Source organism: Rhodovulum sp. DZ06 (assembly GCF_050586345.1).
Lineage (GTDB): Bacteria > Pseudomonadota > Alphaproteobacteria > Rhodobacterales > Rhodobacteraceae > JBOCEF01.
In genome coordinates this window covers 59,085-79,173 of the sequence record NZ_JBOCEF010000017.1, presented here as the reverse complement: position 1 = coordinate 79,173, position 20,089 = coordinate 59,085, and the positions used below count along the sequence as shown (strand labels likewise).

The window sequence follows — 20,089 nt, the reverse complement described above, 5'->3', positions numbered from 1 at the left end:
CTGCCCGCGCGCAGGGCTCGGGCCGATGCTCGCCCGCCTCTCCCCGGCCGAAGTCATCGCCGCCGAGGCCCCCGAAGCTCCCCCTCGCGCTCCCCCTCCATCCCCGCCGGCGGGGCGCGCGGGGTCAGCCGTGCGCGGCCAGGAAATCCAGCATCAGGTCCAGCGCCGCCCAGTTGGCGTTCTGCGGCAGCAGCACGTGCGAGTCGCTGTCGAAGCGCACCAGCGCGGCGCCGGGAACCCGCTCGGCGATCAGCTGCGCCTCGGCCAGCGGCGCCACCGCGTCCCGCTCGGCATGGGCGATCAGCAGCGGCAGGTTCAGCGCCGCGGCGGCGTCGAGCCCGTCGAACCGGTGGATCGCCTCGCGCACCCGCACCGCGCCGTCGACATCGGCGCAGGCGCGCTGGGTCTCGACGAAACCGTCGACCTGGGCCGGGGTGGCGTCGGGCATGAACATCGCCGTGAACGCCTTGAGGAACGGGCTGCCATGGGCGCCCCAGCCGACGCGGATCAGGCCCAGGAGCGCCTCCGCCTCGGCCTCGGCCGCCGGGTCCCCGCGCGCGAGGCGGCTGCGGGCGAAGCCGCCCCAGAACGCCATCGCCGTCACCCGTTCGGGGAACCGCGCGGCGAAGCGCAGCGCCACCGCCACCCCCTGCGACAGGGCCAGCACCGGGAACCGCTCCAGCCCGGCCGCGTCCGCCACCGCGGCCATGTCCTCGACATAGCGGTCCAGCGACATGTCCGGCACGCGCCGCTCGGACAGGCCCGAGCCGCGCATGTCGTAGCGCACCACCCGGAACCGCGCGCCCATCAGGTCGAGCGTCGGGCGCCAGACCGGGTTTTCCCAGTCGTGGTGCATATGGGTCAGGTAATGCCCCGCCCGCAGCAGGGGCGGGCCGTCGCCGTGGCGGGTCCAGGCGATCTCGGCGCCGCCGCCGCCCTTCACGGAGTAGATGCGCTGGCGGGCGGCGGGGCCGGCGGGGGTCGTCTCGGGGCCGTCGATGAACAGCACCCGCACCGGGCGAGAGAAGCCGCGCAGCGCCTGCATCCCGCCGTCGCGCGGGCGCAGCTGCAGCCCGCCCGCCCCCGCCCAGGCCGGGCCCGAGACCGCCACGCCGCCGGGCCGGGCCAGCGCCTGAAGCCGCGACGCCCCGTTCACCGCGTCGCCGTAAAGGTCGAGCCCGTCGGGGATCGCCGCCCCGCGATGCACGCCGATGCGCAGCGCGATCTCGGCCCCGCCCGCCGCGCGCCCGGCGCCCGAGGCGAGGCTGCGCTGGATCTCCACCGCCGCGGCCACCGCCGCGCCGGGGGCTGGGAACTCGGCCAGCAGCCCGTCGCCCATCACCTTGAAGGCCCGCCCGCGCCGCCCGGCGATCGCCGGCTGCACCACCTCGTGGCGCAGCCGTTTCAGACGCGCCAGGGCGCCCTCGCCGTCGCGCTCCATCATCGCGGTCGCCTGGACCACGTCTGCGGAAAGGATGGCGGCGGTTCGCTGGGTCATCGCGCGTCCTGGATGTCGGGGTTCGGCTGCAGTCTGCCGCTACGTCAGCCGCCTGCAAAGCACGCGGCCCCTCGAAATCGTCTCGAATGCCCCGGACCGGCGGGCCGGGCGGGGCGGGCCGCGACCCCCATTGCGCCGATTCCCGATTTGTTCCATGATTCCGCCCCGAGGACCGCCGGAGGCTCCATGGACGCGCTCGCCCCCTATCTGTCTGCGATTCAAGACGAACCGCTGATCCCCGCCCTCGCCGCGCTGGCGTTGCTGGCGCTGATGCTCGCCGCCAGGGCGCAGGGCGGCGCGCGCCGGGCGCTGGCGCAGATGGAGGATGAGCGGGACGGCGCCCTCGCCGCCCTGGCCGAGGCCCGCGCCGACGCCGCCCGCGCCCCCGCGCTGGCCGCCGAGCGCGACCGGCTGGCCGACCGGCTGGACGGGATGGGAGAGCGCCTTTCCGCCGCCGCCGCCCATGCCGCGGCGCTGGAGGCCCGGGCCGAGCGGATCGCGCCGCTGGAAACCCGCCTCGCGCGGCTGGAGGAGGAGCGGGACGCCCTGCGCGCCGCCCGCGACGCGGCCCTGCGCAAGGTCACGGCGCTGGAGGCCGCGGCCGAGGCCGAGGCCGCCGCGCGGGCCGCGCACGAGGCGCGGCTGGCGGACCTGCGCGCGCAGGTGGATGACCGCCTCGCCAAGCTGGCCGACGATGCGCTGGCCCGCAGCCAGGACCGCCTCGCCAACACCCACGGCGCCGCGCTGGGCGGCGTGGTGGGGCCGCTGAAACAGCAGCTCGACGGGTTCCAGAAACAGCTCGCCATGGCCAATGAAGGCGCCGCGCGCGACCGCGAGCGGCTGAAGGCCGAGATCGACCAGCTCTCGCGCCGCTCCGCCGATCTCGCCAAGGATGCGCGGGACCTTGCGCAGGCGCTCAAGGGCGACACCCGCGCCCAGGGGGCCTGGGGCGAAATGGTGCTCGAGACGCTGCTGGAACGCTCGGGGCTGCGCAAGGGCGAGGAATACGAGGTCCAGGCCCACCGCATCGCCGCGGATGGATCCCGCCTGCGCCCCGACGTGGTGCTGCGCCTGCCCGGCGGGCGCACGCTGGTGATCGATTCCAAGGTCTCGCTGACCGCCTATGCCGAGGCGATGGCGGCCGAGGACGAGGAGACCGCCGCCGCCGCCCGCGCCCGGCACCTCGCCTCGGTGCGCTCCCATGTCGACCGGCTCGGGGCCAAGGCCTACCAGGAGGCGGAGGCGCGCTCGGCCGAGTACGTGGTGATGTTCATGCCCATCGAGGGCGCGCTGGCCGAGGCGCTGCGCGCCGACGGCGCCCTGACGGCGCACGCGCTGGAGAAGGGCGTGACCATCGCCACGCCCACCACGCTGATGATGGCGCTGCGCACGATCGAGAGCGTCTGGTCCATCGAGCGGCGCAACGCCAATGCCGACGCGATCGCCGAGCGGGCCGGGCGACTTTATGATAAGATGGTTCTTGCGGTGGAGAACCTGGACCGTGCCGGGGCCTCCATCGCCCGCGCGGCCGACAGCCACCGGACGGCCATGGCGCAGCTCTCGACGGGGCAGGGCTCGGTGCTCTCCCAGGTCGAGACGCTGCGCAAGCTTGGCGCCAGGACCGCCAAGCGCCTGGCCCCCGCGGCGGCGGGCGGCGCGGAGCTGCAGGACCCTGAAGAGACGCCCGCGCCCGAAGCGGCGGAGTGAAATCAGCATTTCCAATTCCCGAATCCGTGATTTGGGGTGGTTTCGGAACCGGATCGTCATTTCTTTCAGAAAGAGTGGTCCTCAACGGCGGACCCGAAGACGAAAGGCTAGATCGATGGGATTCCAGAAAGGTGATGCGGTGAGATGGTACGGCGCCGGCGGCGCGGGCTTCGGCGTGGTGCGCGAGGTCTACGCGGCGATCAGCGGCGTGCACGGTCCCGGCGGCTTCTCCGAGGCGCGCGAGAGCGCGTATCTCGTGGACGGCGCGGGGGGCGAAGTGCTCAAGCGCCAGAGCGAGCTGTCGCTCGACTGATCCCGGCGCGGCGGGCGGATGCGCCCGCCGGACGGCCGAAGACCCGGCGTCCCCGCGCGGGCGGGGGCGGGCAGGGCGCGGCTGCGCCCGCGGGGCGGTCCTTGCCGGACAAGCCCCGGGGAGCGGCGCCGGGCGGCGCGCCCCGGACAAGAGCCCCGGACAAGAGCCCGGGGACGTCCCCCTTGATACGCCCCTGGCCGGCGGCCCCCGGCGGCCCCGCGCTGCGGCGGCGGCGACCGGCGCGGACCCCGGACGGGGCGGGACGCCTCGAAATCGCCTCGAATCCGCGCCGACTTTGGGTTGCGCGCAGACCTCCGCCCCCACATCCTTAACCACATGGACGACCGCGCCATCAGCCCCGAGCGCGCCCCCTCGGCCGCCGTGCCGCTGGAGGCGACGCCCGCCCCCCGGCCCCTGACCCGCGCCGAGATCGCCGCCGACGCGGCGGTGCACGCGGCGGGGCTGGTCCTCGCGCTCATGGGCATCCCGGTGATGATCGTCCTCGCGGCGCTGCTGCATGGCGAGGGGGCGCTGATCGCCGCCGTCTCGGTCTATGGCGCCGCGATGCTGGCGATGTTCGGCTGCTCGGCCGCCTACAACCTGTGCCCCGAGACGCGCGAGCGCGCGCGCGCCGTCCTGCGCCGCTTCGACCACGCGGCGATCTACCTGAAGATCGCGGGCTGCCAGACGCCCTTCGCCGTGCTCGTCGGCGGGGCCTGGTCGGGCTGGGCGCTGGGCGCGGTCTGGGCCGGGGCGCTCGGGGGGGCTGCGGCCAAGCTGATCGCCCCGCACCGGCTGCAGCGCCTGTCGCTCCTGTTCTACATCGCGCTCGGCTGGGCGGGGCTGGCGCTGTTCTTCCCCGGCGCGGGGGCCGAGCCGCTGGCGGCGGCCACCGCTATCCTCGCCCTTGTCGGCGGGCTGACCTACACCGCGGGGATCGGTTTTTTCCTCTGGGAACGCCTGCCGTTTCACAACGCCATCTGGCATGGCTTCGTGGTCGTCGCCACATTCACCTTCTACAGCGCGGTGATCACCGAGGTGAGCCTGCGCGCCTCCTGATCCGCGGGGGGCGCGCGCCCGCGCGCCGCCGCAGACCGCAGGAGACCGCCAGATGCTTCGCCCGGCCCTCGCCGCCCTTGTCGCCGCCGCCCTTCCCGTCCTCGCCGCCCCCGCCTTCGCCGAGCAGGTGGGCGAGGTCGACACCGCCTTCAAGCTGTTCGGCGCCAACCACAAGATCGTGGTCGAGGCGTTCGACGACCCGAAGGTCGAGGGCGTGTCCTGCTTCGTCTCCCGCGCCAAGACCGGGGGCATCTCGGGCTCGCTGGGGCTGGCCGAGGACAAGTCCGACGCCTCCATCGCCTGCCGCCAGGTCGGGCCGATCCGCTTCCTCGACGCGCTCGAGGCAGGCGAGGAGGTGTTCAAGACCCGCACCTCCATCGTCTTCAAGTCGATCCAGGTGGTTCGCTTCTATGACCCCGCGCGGCGCACGCTGATCTACCTGACCTATTCGGACAGGCTGATCGACGGCTCGCCCAAGAACGCCATTTCCGCGGTGGTGCTGGCCCCCTGGGGCGCGCAGGACGCGCCGGGGGCGCCGGTCTATGACGACTGAACGCAGGGGGGCGCGCGCCGGGGGGCGGGACGCGGGGCGGGGGCGTGCTATCTTCCGCGCCATGACACGCGCCTCCGCCCCCCGCCTCGCCCGCCGCGCCGCGCTCTTCGGCGCCGCCGCGCTCGCCCTCGCCCTCGCCGCCTGCACGGGCGGGGGCGAGCGGAGCGCCGCGCCGCCTCCCGGCGTCACCTTCCACGCGCTGCCCTCGGGCGAGGCGCTCAGCTTCGCGGAGGTCGCCGCCCGGGCCCGCGCCGCCGAGCTGGTGATCGTGGGCGAGATCCATGACCAACCCGTCCACCAGCAGGTGCAGGCGGCGCTGATCTCCGCCATCCAGGCCCGCGCCGCGGCGTTCGAGATGGTCCCGCGCGCGCGCGAGGCCGCCCTCGCCGAGCTGCGCGCCGCCGGAGGGCCGGAGGCCGCGGGGGCGAAGACCCGCGAGGCCGCCGCCTGGGACCGCTACGCCGCCTGGGCGCCGCCGATCGAGGCCCTCGCCCCGGACGCCCCCGCGCTCGGCGCGGGCCTGCCGCGCAGCGCGCTGCGCCTGGCGATCAAGGAGGGGGCCGCCGCGGCCTTCGAGGGCGACGCCGCGGCGTATGCCCTCGACACGCCGCTGCCCGCAGACATGGCCGAAGCGATGCGCGTCGAGCAGATCGACGCCCATTGCGGCGCGCTGCCCGAGGCGATGGCCCCCGGCATGGTCGAGGCGCAGCGCCTGCGCGACGCCGCCTTCGCCGACGCCCTCCTGCGCGCCGTCGAAGCGGGGGATCCCGAGGCCGGGCCGCCGGTGTTGGTCACCGGCAACGGCCATGCGCGCCGGGGCCGGGGCTCGCCCCGCTACATCGCCGCCGCCGCGCCGGACGCGGACCTGCTGGTGATCGGCCAGGCCGCCGCCGCGCCGGGGCAAAGCTGGCAAGAGGCGCTCGCCCCCTGGGCCGCGCAGAACCCGGACGGCCCGGTCTTCGACATCCTCGCGGTGTCCACGCGCGCCCCCGGCGACGGCGCCGATCCCTGCGCCGCCCTGCGCGCCCGGATGCAGAACAAGGCGCAAGCGGCGCAATAGGCGCGGGCGCCCAGCCGTTCCGCGGGGTTTCGAAGGGGGACATGCCCCCTTGGTCGGGGGGCATCGGGGGGCGGAAGCCCCCCGAATATCCACCCCAAAACAAATCGCCGCCCCGTCCGGGGATTCGGACGGGGCGGCCTTCGCATGGACGGATCGGGAGCGGGTGGGTGAGGTGTCGCGCTCCGTCCACGCGGGTTCGGTCAGGGCCTCGGCGCCGCGGCGCCGGGCCCCTTATTCAAACAGGAAGTCGGCGCGCGAGAGATCCTCGGCCGCCACCCCTACCAGGGTGATCGAGTTGATCAGCGGATCGCCCATGTGCACCACCGCGCCCTGCGCGCCGTTCTCGATCACCAGCTGGCCCATGCCCGCCGGGCCGCCGTCGAAGGCGATCAGGTCGCCCTTCTGGTCGAAATCGAGGATCACGTCGCGCCCGAACGGGCCGCCGAAGCGGAACACGTCCGCGCCGCCGCCGCCGACCAGGATGTCGTTCCCCGCGCCGCCGATCAGCGTGTCCGGGCCCCGGCCGCCGTCGAGATAGTCCGAGGCCCAGCCGCCATCGAGGTGGTCCGCGCCTTCGTCCCCGAACAGGAAGTCGTCGCCGCCATTGCCGTAAAGCGTGTCCTTGTGCCCGCCGCCGCGGATCTCGTCATTGCCGAGCCCGCCCTCGATCACGTCGTCGCCGAGCGCGCCCAGCAGCACGTCGTCGCCGCCGTCGCCCCAGATCTGGTCGTCACCATTGCCGCCGCCGATCCAGTCGTTCCCGCCGCCGCCGAACAGGTTGTCGAAGCCCTGCTGGCCGTAGATCTCGTCGTCATCCTCGCCGCCCCAGGCGGTGTCGTGGCCATAGCCCGCGCGGATCAGGTCGCGCCCCGCGCCGCCGTCGATCCGGTCGGCCAGCATCCCGCCGCGCAGGATGTCGTTCCCCTCGCCGCCGTCGATCACGTCGCGCCCGTTCCCGCCCTTGAGGTGATCGTTGCCGAGGCCGCCGGTCAGCACGTCGTGATCGGCGCCGCCGCGCAGCTCGTCATCGCCGTCGCCGCCGTCGAGCACGTCATCATCCGCCCCGCCCAGCAGCAGGTCGTCGCCATCCTCGCCCCAGAGCGTGTCGGCGCCGCCCTGGCCGAAGATCCGGTCCGCGCCGCCGCCGCCGCGCACCGTGTCCGCGCCCTTGCCGGCATAGACCAGGTCGTCGCCGTCGCGGGCGAATTCCACCAGGTCGAAGCCGCCCTCGTCGGGCCGCGCCACCATCAGCAGGGCGCTGCCGCCCATCTCCACCGCCTCGAGCGCGCCGGTCAGCGCGTCCTCGCCCAGCGAGACCGCGCCGTATTCGCTCAGCGCCCCGCCGGCGCCGATCTCCATCAGCCGCACCCGGTCCGAGCCGTCCGAGACGGCGAGGAAATCGGCCGCGCCGATGCGCAGCTGGGCCACGTGGCTGATGTCGCCGCGCTCATAAAGGCGGGTCAGCTGGCCATCGGCCGAGAGGCGGTAGGCCACCAGCATGCCGCGGTCGGTGGCGGCGTAGACCAGCGCCTGGCCGACCTGCTCGATCACCGCCATCGAGGTCGCGCCGGCCAGGTCGAACCCGGTCTCGTCATCTGCAAAGCTGCGCCCGTCGACCTCGACCAGCCCGCCCGCCTCCCGGCGCCACACGGTCAGCCCGCCGTCGCGGGACGACAGGGTGAGCACGAAGCGCCCGTCCAGGGACACGGTCTCGATCGCCGCGACGTCCGACAGGCGGGTCTCGACGCTGTCCTCGATCCGCTCCTGCAGCGACAGCGCCGCGCCGTCCCAGAGGTAATGGGTCAGGCCGTCCTCGTCCCAGCCGCCGATCAGCAGGTGCAGGTCGGACCCCTCGGACCAGGAGGCGAAGGCGCCGGGGCGCGCCAGCCCGTCGCCGCCCATCGCGTAGGCGGTGTCGACGAGACGCGGCCGCCCCGCGTCGTCGATGCGCGAGAGCGAGACGCCCCAGCCGCCGGTGACCAGCCACGCGGCGCCGTCATGGCGCAGCGCGTGGACGGCGCGGGCGCCGGTCAGCACGGGTTCGTAATAGTAGTTGGCCGACTGGGACCAGACGCCCAGCAGGGCGCCGCTCCCGTCCACTTCCCAGCCCGCGACGCCGCCGCGGCCCAGGGTGGCGTCGGCGCCGTAGAACACGACATGGCCGTCGATCTCGGCCGCCGCGGCCAGGGTCGGGGCGCTCAGCGCGCCGAACTCGGCCGAGCGCACGCCGTCGGCCACGCGCATCAGCGTGCCGGCGGTCTCGCGGTCGGCATAGATGAAGTCATCGCCGTCGCCGCCGCGCAGGTACTGGCGGCCGGCCCCGCCGACGATGGCGGGGCTGGAGGCGGACACGGTTTCTGACAGGGCCGCATACACGGCCGGAACGCTGCGGGACATGACGCACCCCGTTTTCCCAAAGCTTACGCAACAAGCAACTCACCCGGGGCAGACATTCGCCGATGCCGCTGAAGCAGGGGTAAACGCCTGTCCTTAACAGCGTTTCCGGGGATTAACCCTGCGCCCGGGGGCGGCCCGGCGCGGCCCGCGCGCGCGGCTTTCGAAGCGTCGCGGCACCCGCTATACCTGCAGCCGAAATGACCAGCTTCGCCGCCAATCCCCGCGCCCCGCGCGCCCGCCGCGCCGCCCCGCGCGCCGTTGCCCGGGCCGCCATCCGGGCCCTTGCGCTCGCCGTCGGCGTCCCCGTCGTCGCCGCCGCCGCGCCCGCCGCCGCCCAGGCGCCGGGCCCCGTCGCCATCGCCGGCTACACGGTGGTCAACGGGCGCGAGATCCCCGAGCCGCTGGCCGGGCTGCGCGGCGACCCGCTGCGCGGCGAATCCCTGTTCCGGGACCGCGAGACGGGGGGCTGCGCCGCCTGCCACCGCATCGCGGGCGAGGGGCTGTCGCCCTATGCGCCGCAGGTGGTCCTCTCGGCCCTGCCGCCGGAGCCGGACCCCGAGCCCGGTCCCGAACTGGCCCCGCCGCCGCCGGACGAGATCGAATCGCTGCCCGAGGCGCCGCGCCGGGCGCCGCTGCCGCGCTGGCGCGAGGATGCGGTGGCCGAGCTCGAGGCCGAGGCGGAGGCGGCCGCCGAGGCGGGGCTCGACGGGCCGCGCATCGACGCGCCGCTGGCCGCCGATTACGCGCTGGCCGAGGGGCCGGACCTGACCGGCATCGGCGTGCGGATGCGCGCCGGGACCATACGGCTGTGGATCGTCGAGCCGGGCTTCTTCGGGGCCTCGGCCATGCCCGCCTTCCACGCGGTCGATTTCGACAAGGCGCGGGTGCAGCCGGACCTGCGCCAGCCCTGGCTGAGCCCGCAGCAGGTCGAGGACGTGCTGGCCTATCTCCTCTCGGTCGCGCCCGGGGCGGGGCAGGAGGCGCCGCCGGACGTCGTGGAGACGCCGGAGGAGGAGGAGGCCGACGCAGCGCCGACCGCCCCCGCCTCCGCCCCCGCGCCCGCAGCGCCCGAGGACGAGGCCGCGCAGGACGGCGCCGCCGAATAGGCCCCCCGCGCCGCCCACGCAGAGGTGACCGCCCGCGCGCCCGCGTCCCGGTGACCCGGGGGCCGCGATGGGCTATCTGCGCTGCATCGCCACCACCGAAAGGCCGCGCCTGAATGGAGTCCATCGGCATCCTCACCGCCTTCATCGGCGGGCTGCTCAGCTTCCTGTCGCCCTGCGTGCTGCCGCTGGCGCCGCCCTATCTGGCGTTCCTGGCGGGCACGACGCTTGACCAGGTGTCGGGCGAGGAGGTGGACGCGAAGGTCGCCCGGCGGGTGCAGATCGCGTCGCTGTTCTTCGTCGCGGGGCTCGGGACGGTGTTCGTCACCCTCGGGGCCACCGCCTCGGCGCTCGGGCAGGCGCTGGCGATGCACAAGTACCTGCTGGGGCAGATCGCGGGCGGGGTGATCGTGCTGATGGGCCTGCATTTCCTCGGGATCATCCGCATCCCGTTCCTGTACCGCGAGGCGCGGCTGCAGGGCCCGGCGCAGGCCGGGAGCTATGGCGGCGCCTACGTGATGGGCCTCGCCTTCGCCTTCGGCTGGACGCCCTGCATCGGGCCGATCCTCGGCTCGATCCTCGGGCTCGCGGCGCAGGAGGACAGCATCGCCCAGGGCGTCGCCATGCTCTCGGTCTATGCGCTGGGCCTCGGCACGCCCTTCGTGCTGGCGGCCTTCTTCGTCAAGCCGTTCCTGGCCTGGGCCACGCGCTTCCGCCGCCACATGGGCATGGTCGAGAAGGCGATGGGCGCGATGCTGATCGCCGTCGGGATCCTGATGATCTCGGGCAGCTTCTCGGACATCTCCTACTGGCTGCTGGAGACCTTCCCCGTGCTCGGCACCATCGGCTGATCGTCCGCGTCGGGGGCCTCGGCCGCCGCCAGCCTCTCCTGCAGGTCGGCCAGCACCGCGAGGCGGATGGCCGAGGCCAGCCCCACTTCCGGCGGCCGCCCGGCGTCGATGCGCGCGGCCAGCGCGTTGAGCGGCAGGCCGCGTCGCGCGGCCAGCGCCCGGAACGCCTCCCAGAACGCCGGTTCCAGGCTGACCGAGGTCCGGTGCCCCATCAGCGTCAGCGAGCGCTTGGCGGGTGGGGCGGGGGCGCTCATGCGTCTTCGCCGCCCGTGTCGTCGCCCGTGTCGCCATTCGTGTCGTCGCCCGTGGCGTCGTCGCCGTCCCGCTCGCGCCTGTGGCCGTTGATCTTGCGGATCCCGGCCTCGCGCTCGGCGTCGTCGCGGGCCTTCCCGGCCTTGCTGCGCCCGTGCTTCGCGGCGTTGGCGTCGCCCTTCGCCCGCGCCTCGGCGCGGGACTTCGCCTTGCGGGCCTGCCGCAGGTTCACGATCTCGGCCATGCGCGCTCCTTCCATGCTGGGGCCAATATAGCGCCCGCGCGGAGCGGGGGGGAGGGGTTGCCCCGCCCCCCGCGCGCGGTCCATCTATGCTCCCGAACGCGAGGCAAGGACAGGAGGGCGCGGCATGGGCCCAGAAGGCAGGGCGGAGGACAAGCACGACCCCAGGGGCAAGGTGCGGCTGAAGCTGGCCGGGGACGTGACCGGGGGCGCGGTGTTCTCGGACTGCGGGCGCTACCGTCCGATGCTGACGCGCGACCTGGCGGGGGGCGAGGGGATGATCCTGTGGATCGGGATGAACCCCTCGACCGCCGCCGCCGACGTGGACGACCCGACCGTGCGGCGCGAGACGGACTTCTCCCGCCAGTGGGGCTTCGGGCGCTTCGTGAAGTGCAACGTCATGGATTACCGCGCGACGCACCCGAAGGACCTGGTCGCGCCCGGCGTCGCGCCCTGCAGCCCCGCGAACCTGCCGCTGATCCGCGAACAGGCGGCCGGGGCCGGGCGCATCATGCTCGCCTTCGGGGCGCTGGCGCCGAAGCTGCAGGTCCATGGACAGGCGGTGGTGGAGGCGCTGCGGGCCGACGGGCATGACCTCTGGTGCCTCGGCCTGACCAAGGCCGGGGCGCCGCGGCACCCGCTCTACATGCGTAAGGATTCGACACCGATTCGCTTCGACGGGACCTGATTCGAGCCGCGGCGGGATCGGGTCTTCATTTCCGGTTCATTAAAGGCCAGCATAGCGAGCGAAAAATCGGCGGATCGTCGCTGCCATACGACTAATGTACATGAATTATCGGCGCCCGGCTGAACACTCCTACAGTTCGCTTTGAAAAGGTTCATTCAGGCTTGCTCTTAAGCGGGTTTTCGCCCATCTAGTGGTCAACCGCAACGGGCACCCCGCACTTGTAAGCGTACCTCGCGGGGGTCCGCGGTTTGAATGAAGCGTAGCGTACAGAGTTGAAAACCTGCTTGCAGAGGCCGGCGTACCCCACGCGCCGGCCTCTCTCGCGTTTCAGGGGGGCCGCCGCCGCGGCCCGCCCGGCGCGCCTTCACCGCCCCCTCCCGGACATGCGAAACGCCCGCCCCGTTTCCGGGGCGGGCGCATCATCCTGAAGGTCCGGCGCGGTTAAGGCGCGGATCACTTCGGGGCGATCATGTCCTGGGGCTGGACCACGCGGTCGAAGGTCTCTTCGTCCACGAAACCGAGCCGGATCGCCTCTTCCTTCAGGGTGGTGCGGTTCTTGTGCGCGGTCTTGGCGACCTTGGTGGCGTTGTCATAGCCGATCTCGGGCGCCAGCGCCGTCACCAGCATCAGCGATTCCCACATCAGCTTGGAGATGCGGTCCTCGTCCGCCTCGATGCCCACCACGCAGTTGTCGGTGAAGGCCGAGGCGGCGTCGCCCAGCAGCTGCATGGACTGCAGCAGGTTGTAGGACATCATCGGCTTGTAGACGTTGAGCTCGAAATGCCCCTGGCTGCCTGCGAAGCCGATGGCGGCGTCGTTGCCCATCACGTGGGCGCAGACCTGGGTCAGCGCCTCGCACTGGGTCGGGTTCACCTTGCCCGGCATGATGGAGGAGCCCGGCTCGTTCTCGGGCAGCAGCAGCTCCCCGAGGCCGCAGCGGGGGCCGGAGCCCAGCAGGCGGATGTCGTTGGCGATCTTGAACAGCGACGCCGCGACGACCTTGAGGGCGCCGGACATCTCGACGATGGCGTCATGGGCGGCCAGCGCCTCGAACTTGTTCGGCGCCGTCTCGAACGGAAGGCCGGTCATCGCGGCGGCTTCCTCGGCGAACTTCTCGGCGAAGCCGATCCTGGCGTTCAGCCCGGTGCCCACGGCGGTGCCGCCCTGCGCCAGCTTGTAGATGTTCGGCAGCGCGCGCTCGACCCGGTCGATGCCCTGCGCGACCTGGAAGGCGTAGCCGCCGAATTCCTGGCCCAGCGTCAGCGGCGTCGCGTCCTGGGTGTGGGTGCGGCCGATCTTGATGATGTCCTTGAACTTCTCGGCCTTCAGCGCCAGCGCGGCGTGCAGCTTGCGCAGCCCCGGCAGCAGCACGTCGCGCGCCTGCATGGCGGCCGAGATGTGCATGGCGGTCGGGAAGGTGTCGTTCGAGGACTGCGAGCGGTTGCAGTGGTCGTTCGGGTGCACCGGGGTCTTGGAGCCGAGCTCGCCGCCCAGCATCTCGATCGCGCGGTTCGAGACGACCTCGTTGGCGTTCATGTTGGACTGGGTGCCGGACCCGGTCTGCCACACCACCAGCGGGAAGTGATCGTCGAGCTTGCCCTCGGCCACCTCGGTGGCGGCGGCGACGATGGCGTTCCCGATCTCTTCCTCGAGATTGCCCAGCGCCATGTTGGCCTTGGCGGCGGACGCCTTGATCACGCCGAGGGCGCGGACGATGTAGACCGGCTGCTTCTCCCAGCCGATGGGGAAGTTCATCAGCGAGCGCTGGGTCTGGCAGCCCCAGTACTTGTCTGCGGGAACTTCGAGCGGGCCGAAGCTGTCGGTCTCGGTGCGGGTGGCGGTCATGGGCCTCGTCCTCCACGGCGGGTTGGGGGTCGGGGGGCGGTATACACCGGCGCCCAGTCCCGCGGCAATGCGGCGGGTGAGGCGCCGCGCCGGGGCGCCGCCGCCGGGGATGCGGAACGCTTGACCGCGCCGCGGCGGGCGGGGCAGCTTGCGGGCCAGCCCATGGGAGGGGACATGAACCAGGAACACGCGGCGCGGATCGCGCAGCTCGAGATGGCGCGGCCCGCGCTGGACGATCACCGGCGGGCGGCGAAGCGGCGGATCCCGCGGGTGGCGTGGGAATATCTCGACAGCGGGGTGGCGGCGGAAAGCGGCCTCGCGCGCGACCGGGCGGGGTGGGAGGCGGTGACGCTGACCCCCCGGCACCTCGCGGACATCTCCGCCCCCGACACCGCGCGCGAGATTTTCGGGCGGCGCTACGTGCGCCCCTTCGGCGTCGCGCCCATCGGCCTCGCCTCGCTGCTCTGGCCGGGGGCCGAGATCATGCTGGCGAAGGCCGCGCGGGCGGCGGGGGGGATCTTCACCCTCTCCACCGTGGCGGGGGAGAGCATCGAGGCGGTGGGCGACGCGGCCCCCGGCTCCTGGTTCCAGCTTTATGCGCCCAATGACGCCGAGATGCGGGCCGACATCGTGGCGCGCGCGCAGGCGGCGGGGTTCGGCGCGCTGCTGGTGACCTGCGACGTGCCCATCCCCTCGCGCCGCGAACGCCAGCGGCGGGCGGGCGTGGGGATGCCGCCGAAGATGACCCCGGCGATGATCGCGGACCTTCTGATGCATCCCCACTGGCTCGCCGCCACCCTGCGCCGCGGGGTTCCGACCTTCGAGACGCTGGTGAAATACGCGACGCCCGAGGACATGCGCGACGTGGCCGCCTTCGTCGGGCGGCGGATCAACCAGCGGATCACGCCGGAGATCCTGGCCGAGCTGCGCCGCCAGTGGGACGGGCCGCTGGTGGTCAAGGGCGTGCTGGGGGTCGAGGACGCGCGCGCGGCGCTGGAGGCGGGGGCGGACGGCGTCGTCGTCTCGACCCATGGCGCGCGCCAGTTCGATGCGGCCCCGAGCAGCGCCGAGGCGCTGGTGCGGGTGAAGGAGGCGGTGGGCGACCGGATGACGGTGCTGGCGGATTCGGGGCTGCGCTCGGGGCATGACCTGGCGCGGGCCTATGCGCTGGGGGCGGATGCGTGCCTGCTGGGCCGCCCCTTCATCTGGGCCGCCGCCTCGGCCGGGGCGGCGGGAGCGGCGCATGCCTTCCACGCGCTGGGGGATGAGCTGACCAACGTCATGCACCAGCTCGGGGCAGGGCGGCTGGACGACCTTCCGGGGCGGCTCGGCCAGGGCTGATCGGCGGGGGCTGAGCTTCCTCCCGGGACGACTCGAACCTGCCGCCCGCGCCCCCTGATCCGGGGCGCGGGCGGCGTCGTTCTGGCCCATGGGGAACAGATCGGTAAACTTTTTAGCTTGAGGTTTCGTCTGAGGGGTTTCGCCCTTGGCGCTGATTTCGCGTGAGAAATCGTGATTTCACAATGAAAAACCGCAATTTGCACATGTGATGGGCGGCATTTTCCCGCTTGAAAGAGTGAACAGATCGGTACATCTCTGGCATCACCGGGTGAACAGATCGGTTCACCCCCCCGCCACACCCACTGGGCGCCGGACACCTCCCGGCGCAATCGCTGGAAGGAGACCCGCACCATGTGCAACGACCCGCATTCCCATCCCGTCCCCGCCATCATCGACAATTCCGACCTCCAGGCCGAGCACGCCGCGCACGCCCGGCTCTCCCGCCGCTCGGTCCTGTCCGGCGCCGTGGCCGCCGCCGGCGCCGCCGCGGGGGCGGCCCTCGCCGGTCAGGCCCGCGCCGCCGTCGGCGACGATCTCGCGAAATATGCCGAGCCGTCCGAGCCGGCGCTGCCGCCCTCGACCATGGCGCTGGAGAAGGGCCGCGCCGCCCTGCTGGTGGTCGACCCGCAGATCGACTTCCTCTCGCCCGAGGGCGTCGCCTGGGGCGTGGTCGGCGAAAGCGTGACCGAGCATGACGTGGTCGCGAACCTCGCCCGCCTCTTCGCCGCGGCCAAGCGGGCCGACATGCCGGTGATCATCTCGCCTCACTATTACTACCCGCATGACCACGCCTGGAAATTCGAGGGCGCGCTGGAAAAGGCCATGCATTCCATCGGCATGTTCGACACGCCGGGGCCGCTTTCGACCGACGCGATCCCGGGCTCGGGCGCCGATTTCATGCCCGAGTACCGGGACTACATCTTCGACGGCAAGACGATCATCACCTCGCCGCACAAGGTCTACGGGCCGGAGCAGAACGACGCGACGCTGCAGCTGAGGAAGCTCAAGGTCGACCAGGTGATCCTCGCGGGCATGTCCGCGAACCTCTGCGTCGAGAGCCACATGCGCGAGTTCCTCGAGCAGGGGTTCGAGGTCGCCGTGGTCAAGGACGCCACCGCGGGGGCGAAGGTCCCCGAGGGCGACGGCTACCACGCCGCGCTGATCAACTTCCGCATGATGGCCAACGCCGTCTGGACCTCGGCCGAGGCCGTGACCCGCATGGGCGCCCTCGCCGCGGGCTGACGCCCCACACCCCTCCGCACGGCCCCCGCCACGCCTCCCGCCGACCCGGCGGGGGAGGGGGCCGCGCGCATCCCAAACCGAAAACCCAAGGAGAACCCCGATGAAAACCGCCCTGATCCTGCCCGCCCTCGGCTTCGCGCTGCTCGCCGCCGGCTACATCACCCCCGCCTTCGCGGCGGATGAGGTCAACGTCTCGCTCGGGACCACGGTCGAGGGGCGCCACGTCGCCCTTCGCGGCTATGACGCGGTGGCGCTTTCCACCGGCAAGGGCCGCGTCGACGGCCGCGCCGCCTACACCCATGTGCACGAGGGCGTGGCCTATTACTTCGAGACCGAGGCCTCCCAGGCCGCCTTCGCCGCCGACCCCGACCGCTACCTGCCGCGCTTCGGCGGCTTCTGCACGCTGGGCGTCGCGCTGGGCAAGAAGCTCGACGCCGCGCCGCGCTGGGCGGATATCGTCGACGGCAAGCTCTACGTGTTCCTGAACGAGGCTGTGTACCGCATGTATGAAGAGGACAAGGTCGGCTGGATCGCCAAGGCCTACAAGGCCTGGGACGGGCTGAAGGCGCTGCCGGTGGCCGAGGCCAACAGCTGAAGACGCCGAGGCGAGTGGGGGGCGGCGGGGGCGGCCCGCCCGCCGGGCCGCCCCACGCCGTCGCGCCCCGCGGGGCCTGCGCGCCGGACGCCCGGCCCGGAGGCCCGCTGCGACGGCTGCGCCCCGCCGCCGGTCTGCGCGCGCGGGGCCTGCCTCGCGCTCATCCTCGCCCCGTTCCGGCCCGAGCGCCGGGGCGGGGTTTCTTGCGCAGGGCCGCGCCTTACTCCGTCAGCGGCGCCCCCAGCGCGGCGGCCATGGCGGCGATGGCGGCCAGCTGCGGCGCGTCCTTGGCGAGGTACCCCGCCCCGCTCACGTCCCACCAGGCGAACTGCGCGTCGGAATAGCCCCACCAGTCCCAGCACCCGTCCGGGTTGCCGTTATAGAGGTTCAGAAAGCTCGACGGGAACGCCATGGCCTGGGGGTAGAGCACCACGATCCGGTTGCTCTCGGCCCAGCGGTTGTAGCCGGTCAGGCGCGGGTAGCGGCTGCCCATCACGTCGCCGTCGGCGCTGGCGAAGGGCCAGCTGCGGCCCTGCTTGCAGCCGTGGAAGGCGATGTGCAGGCGGCAGGTCTCGCCGCTTTCGCAGGCTTCGGGGATATAGGCGTAGGCCTTCGGGTCCATGCCGATGGCGCCGCCCGTGTAGAGCGCCTGGTCGAATTCCAGCAGGCGGTCCGGGTCGGGGGTCCCCGCCGGGTCCAGCGGCCCCAGCAGATGCGCCAGGATGTCATGCGCCTGGTCCACGTCCGCCCCCGCCACGTCGCAATCATTGAGGAAATCGGGCTCGGTCGTCGCGCAGGGCACGTCGCCGCGCGGGGTCAGGAAGGCGTGGCCGGAATCGATGTCGGTGACGTAGTTCGCGGCCGCGTCGGGGATGCCGATCGCCTCGTAATACGCGTCGAGCGCGTCCATCGCCGGGCGGTGCACCGTCTCGTCCGATTCGCCGTGATAGAGGTAGACGCGGTCGTCGAGCAGCCCCGCCGGGTCGTCGATATGGCCCCCGGCGGCCATCGCGGCGACCTCGGCCTCGGCCCCCGCGGCGGTCGGGGCGCCGATGGTCTGGGCCATGCATTTCTGCAGCGCGACAAGCGCCCGGTTGGGCCAGCCGTTGGCGCAGCCATAGACCCCGCCCGCGACCACCCCCGCGCCGGTGATGCGGGACGAGAACGCCGTCTGCACCTGCACCGTCATGTAGGCGCCCGAGGAGAGGCCCGAGACCGTCACCCCCGGCTCCAGCGACAGCGCGGGCAGGGGCGTTTCGGCGGAAGCGGGCGCGGCGAGGGCCAGTGCGACAAGGGGCGGGGCGAAAAGGGCCGGGGCGACAAGGGACGGGGCGACAAGGGGCTGGGCGGCGAGGCAGGCGAGGGCGGCGGCGGCATGGGGGCGCATCGGCGTGGCTCCGTCTGTCAGGGCCGGGGCGGCGGGGAGGTCGCGCCAAGTCTACACGTTTTGCGTGCGCTGCAGCATGAACGCCGCCGCAGCGCAGCGTGAAAAATGCCGCGCCCGGTCGCGCGCGCCGCGCGACGGCGCCTTGAAGCGCGCCGCGCGGCGGGCCATATATGGGCTGTCTCCTTTCGGGGGGACTATGGCGATAAACGCGCACGGAATAAGCGGATCGGACCCGGGGGCGGTACCCGGCGGCTCCACCAATCACCCCTCCCGGCGATCATTGGACGCGGCGGGATCCAAGGGGCGGCATGGGGCCGAAACAGGATCGACGGACGTGTAAAGGTGTTGCTTTCGCTCGGTGAGCTACCACCGTTACCGGTGCAAAACGTACAGTTGCCAATGACAACCGTGCTCCGGTGGCCGTCGCTGCGTAATGCAGCGCCCAAACCGAAACTTAAGTCCTTGCGCTTAGCGGCGTAAGGCGGGGCTCGCAGGCGCCTGGCAACAGAAGCCTGCACTTTCCTCTTTCCCGGGACCCGACCGCTTCGCGCGCGCTTCTGTGCGCCGCCGCCCGCGCGTGCGCGCGCGCCGCGCGGCCCGCCCCCGCGACCTCCCGGCGCAGGCGGCGAAGGGGATGGTTTTCGCGCCGCCGGGCGCCTTCCTTCGCCTGCAGAATCGGATAAGGTTCGCATATACGAGCCAGAGACGGGCCGAATGGAGGCGGGATGACCGAGGGTCATATCGATTACGGTGGAATGATGCAGCGCGCCCTGCGCGGCGTGCTGGCCGAGGCGCTCGGCCTGGTGGCCGAGAGCGGGCCGATCGGCGGACACCACTTCTACATCAAGTTCGACACGACCCATCCGGGCGTGACCATGCCGGACTGGTTGAAGGCGCAGTTCCCCGAGGAGATCACCATCGTGCTCGAGCACGAGTTCTGGGATCTCGCGGTGACCGCCGACCGGTTCACGGTGACGCTGTCCTTCTCGGACCGCCCGGCGACGCTGGTGGTGCCGTTCGACGCGGTGCTGCAGTTCGTCGATCCGCACGCGGAGTTCGGGCTGAAATTCGACGGGCACGAGGTGGATGACGAGGACGAGGCCCCGGAGATCCCGGAGGAGCTGGATCCCGATCCCGAGCCGGATCCGCCCCGGGGCGGCGGCGACGTGGTCAGCCTCGACCGCTTCCGCAAGGGCTGAACGCCCCCGCAATGCGACAAGGGCCGCGCCCCGGGCAACGGGGCGCGGCCCTTTGTTTTGCGCGGCACGCCTGCCACGGGGAGCGAGGGGGAGAGAGGGGCTCGCCCCTCTTTCCCCATCGCAGGCCCGCAAGGGCCATCACCCCCCGTATTTCTCCAGGAACGCCTCGACCGACAGCGCCCGGAAATCCGGCAGCGCCGCCAGGATCGCCTCGTGGTCCCAGTCCCACCAGGCCAGCGCCATCAGCCGCTCCGCCACGGCCTCGGGGTGCCGGCGCTTGATCGGCGCCGCCGCCACGCCGCCCACCACGGTGTAGGGCGCGACATCCTTCGACACCACGGCCCCGGCGCCGACGATGGCCCCGGTCCCAACCGTCACCCCCGCCAGCACCACCGCGTTGTGCCCGATCCAGGTGTCATGCCCGATCAGGCAAGGCTGGCCCCGGCGCCATTCGAAGAACGCCGCCTCGTCCTCGGCCCCGTCCCAGTAATCCGAGGCGCGGTACATGAAATGGTGCTGCGAGGCGCGCCAGTGCGGGTGGTTCCCGGGATTGATCCGCACCCCCGAGGCGATGTTGGCGAACTTGCCGATCCGGCTGTCCGTCACGTCGTTGTTCCCGGCGACATAGGAATAGTCGTCCATCTCGGTGCGCACCAGCAGCGCGCCCGCCATCACCTCGGTATAGCGCCCGAGGCGGCAGTCCACGACGCGCGCGCCCTCATGCACCAGCGGGGTTTCGGAGAGCTTCGCCATCACCG

The 20,089-nt window shown here is 72.8% G+C and carries 18 protein-coding genes, 1 other RNA gene and 1 pseudogene; 13 read left to right on the top strand and 7 right to left on the bottom strand.

Going from position 1 to position 20,089, the window contains the following annotated elements; translation table 11 throughout:
- Positions 1-124: 124 nt before the first annotated feature.
- Positions 125-1,498 carry an alpha/beta fold hydrolase gene (locus ACQ5SO_RS09950; RefSeq protein ID WP_430941444.1) on the bottom strand — a complete coding sequence of 458 codons (1,374 nt, stop codon included), beginning with the start codon at positions 1,496-1,498 and terminating at the stop codon, positions 125-127.
- A 186-nt stretch (positions 1,499-1,684) separates the two neighbouring features.
- Here ACQ5SO_RS09950 and ACQ5SO_RS09945 point away from each other — a divergent pair, with 186 nt between their 5' ends.
- From ACQ5SO_RS09945 to ACQ5SO_RS09925, 5 genes are all read left to right on the top strand, one after another.
- Positions 1,685-3,205, top strand: a complete 1,521-nt coding sequence (locus ACQ5SO_RS09945; protein ID WP_430941443.1) for a DNA recombination protein RmuC — start codon at positions 1,685-1,687, stop codon at positions 3,203-3,205.
- 139 nt (positions 3,206-3,344) lie between these two features.
- Complete coding sequence (locus tag ACQ5SO_RS09940; RefSeq protein ID WP_430941442.1) at positions 3,345-3,518, top strand: hypothetical protein; 174 nt, start codon at positions 3,345-3,347, stop codon at positions 3,516-3,518.
- A 336-nt stretch (positions 3,519-3,854) separates the two neighbouring features.
- Positions 3,855-4,577, top strand: a complete 723-nt coding sequence (gene trhA, locus ACQ5SO_RS09935) for a PAQR family membrane homeostasis protein TrhA (RefSeq protein ID WP_430941441.1) — start codon at positions 3,855-3,857, stop codon at positions 4,575-4,577.
- Positions 4,578-4,629: 52 nt separating this feature from the next.
- A complete protein-coding gene (locus ACQ5SO_RS09930) occupies positions 4,630-5,130 on the top strand; it encodes a CreA family protein (RefSeq protein WP_430941440.1) in 501 nt (166 codons plus the stop codon).
- Positions 5,131-5,191: 61 nt separating this feature from the next.
- Positions 5,192-6,190, top strand: coding sequence for a ChaN family lipoprotein (locus tag ACQ5SO_RS09925; RefSeq protein ID WP_430941439.1), 999 nt, complete (start codon positions 5,192-5,194; stop codon positions 6,188-6,190).
- 231 nt (positions 6,191-6,421) lie between these two features.
- Here ACQ5SO_RS09925 and ACQ5SO_RS09920 read toward each other — a convergent pair whose 3' ends face one another.
- The gene (locus ACQ5SO_RS09920; protein ID WP_430941438.1) at positions 6,422-8,587 is read right to left on the bottom strand and encodes a calcium-binding protein; all 2,166 of its coding nucleotides are present in this window, start codon (positions 8,585-8,587) and stop codon (positions 6,422-6,424) included.
- A gap of 197 nt (positions 8,588-8,784) precedes the next feature.
- Here ACQ5SO_RS09920 and ACQ5SO_RS09915 point away from each other — a divergent pair, with 197 nt between their 5' ends.
- Together ACQ5SO_RS09915 and ACQ5SO_RS09910 are read left to right on the top strand one after the other, a co-directional pair.
- Complete coding sequence (locus ACQ5SO_RS09915; protein ID WP_430941437.1) at positions 8,785-9,693, top strand: hypothetical protein; 909 nt, start codon at positions 8,785-8,787, stop codon at positions 9,691-9,693.
- A gap of 113 nt (positions 9,694-9,806) precedes the next feature.
- Positions 9,807-10,541 carry a cytochrome c biogenesis CcdA family protein gene (locus ACQ5SO_RS09910; protein WP_430941436.1) on the top strand — a complete coding sequence of 245 codons (735 nt, stop codon included), beginning with the start codon at positions 9,807-9,809 and terminating at the stop codon, positions 10,539-10,541.
- A gap of 50 nt (positions 10,542-10,591) precedes the next feature.
- Here the strand turns inward: ACQ5SO_RS09910 and ACQ5SO_RS09905 are convergent.
- Both ACQ5SO_RS09905 and ACQ5SO_RS09900 read right to left on the bottom strand, forming a co-directional pair.
- A pseudogene (locus ACQ5SO_RS09905) lies at positions 10,592-10,795 on the bottom strand (ribbon-helix-helix domain-containing protein); the annotation flags it as partial.
- Positions 10,792-11,037: a DUF4169 family protein gene (locus ACQ5SO_RS09900; RefSeq protein ID WP_430941435.1), complete on the bottom strand. Its 246-nt coding sequence runs from the start codon at positions 11,035-11,037 to the stop codon at positions 10,792-10,794. The pseudogene ACQ5SO_RS09905 and the gene ACQ5SO_RS09900, both read right to left, overlap by 4 nt.
- A 124-nt stretch (positions 11,038-11,161) precedes the next feature.
- On the opposite strand from ACQ5SO_RS09900, the gene ACQ5SO_RS09895 reads away from it, so the two are divergent.
- Complete coding sequence (locus ACQ5SO_RS09895; protein ID WP_430941434.1) at positions 11,162-11,722, top strand: DUF1643 domain-containing protein; 561 nt, start codon at positions 11,162-11,164, stop codon at positions 11,720-11,722.
- 453 nt (positions 11,723-12,175) lie between these two features.
- Here ACQ5SO_RS09895 and fumC read toward each other — a convergent pair whose 3' ends face one another.
- Positions 12,176-13,567 carry a class II fumarate hydratase gene (gene fumC, locus ACQ5SO_RS09890; protein ID WP_430941433.1) on the bottom strand — a complete coding sequence of 464 codons (1,392 nt, stop codon included), beginning with the start codon at positions 13,565-13,567 and terminating at the stop codon, positions 12,176-12,178.
- 174 nt (positions 13,568-13,741) lie between these two features.
- Between fumC and ACQ5SO_RS09885 the strand changes: the two genes are divergently transcribed.
- The 3 genes from ACQ5SO_RS09885 (at position 13,742) to ACQ5SO_RS09875 (ending at position 16,745) form a co-directional block, all read left to right on the top strand.
- Positions 13,742-14,908 carry an alpha-hydroxy acid oxidase gene (locus tag ACQ5SO_RS09885; RefSeq protein ID WP_430941432.1) on the top strand — a complete coding sequence of 389 codons (1,167 nt, stop codon included), beginning with the start codon at positions 13,742-13,744 and terminating at the stop codon, positions 14,906-14,908.
- Between the two features lie 351 nt (positions 14,909-15,259).
- Positions 15,260-16,150: an isochorismatase family cysteine hydrolase gene (locus ACQ5SO_RS09880; RefSeq protein ID WP_430941431.1), complete on the top strand. Its 891-nt coding sequence runs from the start codon at positions 15,260-15,262 to the stop codon at positions 16,148-16,150.
- Between the two features lie 100 nt (positions 16,151-16,250).
- Positions 16,251-16,745: a YHS domain-containing (seleno)protein gene (locus ACQ5SO_RS09875; protein ID WP_430941430.1), complete on the top strand. Its 495-nt coding sequence runs from the start codon at positions 16,251-16,253 to the stop codon at positions 16,743-16,745.
- Positions 16,746-16,965: 220 nt separating this feature from the next.
- Here the strand turns inward: ACQ5SO_RS09875 and ACQ5SO_RS09870 are convergent, their stop codons facing one another.
- Complete coding sequence (locus tag ACQ5SO_RS09870; RefSeq protein ID WP_430941429.1) at positions 16,966-18,132, bottom strand: extracellular catalytic domain type 2 short-chain-length polyhydroxyalkanoate depolymerase; 1,167 nt, start codon at positions 18,130-18,132, stop codon at positions 16,966-16,968.
- A gap of 138 nt (positions 18,133-18,270) precedes the next feature.
- Between ACQ5SO_RS09870 and ssrA the strand changes: the two genes are divergently transcribed.
- Positions 18,271-18,651, top strand: a transfer-messenger RNA (tmRNA) gene (gene ssrA, locus ACQ5SO_RS09865).
- Positions 18,652-18,857: 206 nt separating this feature from the next.
- Positions 18,858-19,331 carry an SspB family protein gene (locus ACQ5SO_RS09860; protein WP_430941428.1) on the top strand — a complete coding sequence of 158 codons (474 nt, stop codon included), beginning with the start codon at positions 18,858-18,860 and terminating at the stop codon, positions 19,329-19,331.
- A 138-nt stretch (positions 19,332-19,469) separates the two neighbouring features.
- On the opposite strand, the gene ACQ5SO_RS09855 is transcribed toward ACQ5SO_RS09860, so the two are convergent.
- Positions 19,470-20,084, bottom strand: a complete 615-nt coding sequence (locus ACQ5SO_RS09855) for a DapH/DapD/GlmU-related protein (protein WP_430941427.1) — start codon at positions 20,082-20,084, stop codon at positions 19,470-19,472.
- Positions 20,085-20,089 lie beyond the last annotated feature (5 nt).

Bases quoted from the DNA above. Each gene is read 5' to 3' on its own strand.
- ACQ5SO_RS09860 (WP_430941428.1), top strand. From the start codon at position 18,858: ATGACCGAGGGTCATATCGATTACGGTGGAATGATGCAGCGCGCCCTG.
- trhA (WP_430941441.1), top strand. From the start codon at position 3,855: ATGGACGACCGCGCCATCAGCCCCGAGCGCGCCCCCTCGGCCGCCGTG.
- ACQ5SO_RS09920 (WP_430941438.1), bottom strand. From the start codon at position 8,587: ATGTCCCGCAGCGTTCCGGCCGTGTATGCGGCCCTGTCAGAAACCGTG.
- ACQ5SO_RS09855 (WP_430941427.1), bottom strand. From the start codon at position 20,084: ATGGCGAAGCTCTCCGAAACCCCGCTGGTGCATGAGGGCGCGCGCGTC.
- ACQ5SO_RS09950 (WP_430941444.1), bottom strand. From the start codon at position 1,498: ATGACCCAGCGAACCGCCGCCATCCTTTCCGCAGACGTGGTCCAGGCG.
- ACQ5SO_RS09910 (WP_430941436.1), top strand. From the start codon at position 9,807: ATGGAGTCCATCGGCATCCTCACCGCCTTCATCGGCGGGCTGCTCAGC.
- ACQ5SO_RS09945 (WP_430941443.1), top strand. From the start codon at position 1,685: ATGGACGCGCTCGCCCCCTATCTGTCTGCGATTCAAGACGAACCGCTG.
- ACQ5SO_RS09870 (WP_430941429.1), bottom strand. From the start codon at position 18,132: ATGCGCCCCCATGCCGCCGCCGCCCTCGCCTGCCTCGCCGCCCAGCCC.
- ACQ5SO_RS09930 (WP_430941440.1), top strand. From the start codon at position 4,630: ATGCTTCGCCCGGCCCTCGCCGCCCTTGTCGCCGCCGCCCTTCCCGTC.
- ACQ5SO_RS09925 (WP_430941439.1), top strand. From the start codon at position 5,192: ATGACACGCGCCTCCGCCCCCCGCCTCGCCCGCCGCGCCGCGCTCTTC.
- ACQ5SO_RS09915 (WP_430941437.1), top strand. From the start codon at position 8,785: ATGACCAGCTTCGCCGCCAATCCCCGCGCCCCGCGCGCCCGCCGCGCC.
- ACQ5SO_RS09875 (WP_430941430.1), top strand. From the start codon at position 16,251: ATGAAAACCGCCCTGATCCTGCCCGCCCTCGGCTTCGCGCTGCTCGCC.
- ACQ5SO_RS09895 (WP_430941434.1), top strand. From the start codon at position 11,162: ATGGGCCCAGAAGGCAGGGCGGAGGACAAGCACGACCCCAGGGGCAAG.
- ACQ5SO_RS09885 (WP_430941432.1), top strand. From the start codon at position 13,742: ATGAACCAGGAACACGCGGCGCGGATCGCGCAGCTCGAGATGGCGCGG.
- ACQ5SO_RS09880 (WP_430941431.1), top strand. From the start codon at position 15,260: ATGTGCAACGACCCGCATTCCCATCCCGTCCCCGCCATCATCGACAAT.
- ACQ5SO_RS09900 (WP_430941435.1), bottom strand. From the start codon at position 11,037: ATGGCCGAGATCGTGAACCTGCGGCAGGCCCGCAAGGCGAAGTCCCGC.
- fumC (WP_430941433.1), bottom strand. From the start codon at position 13,567: ATGACCGCCACCCGCACCGAGACCGACAGCTTCGGCCCGCTCGAAGTT.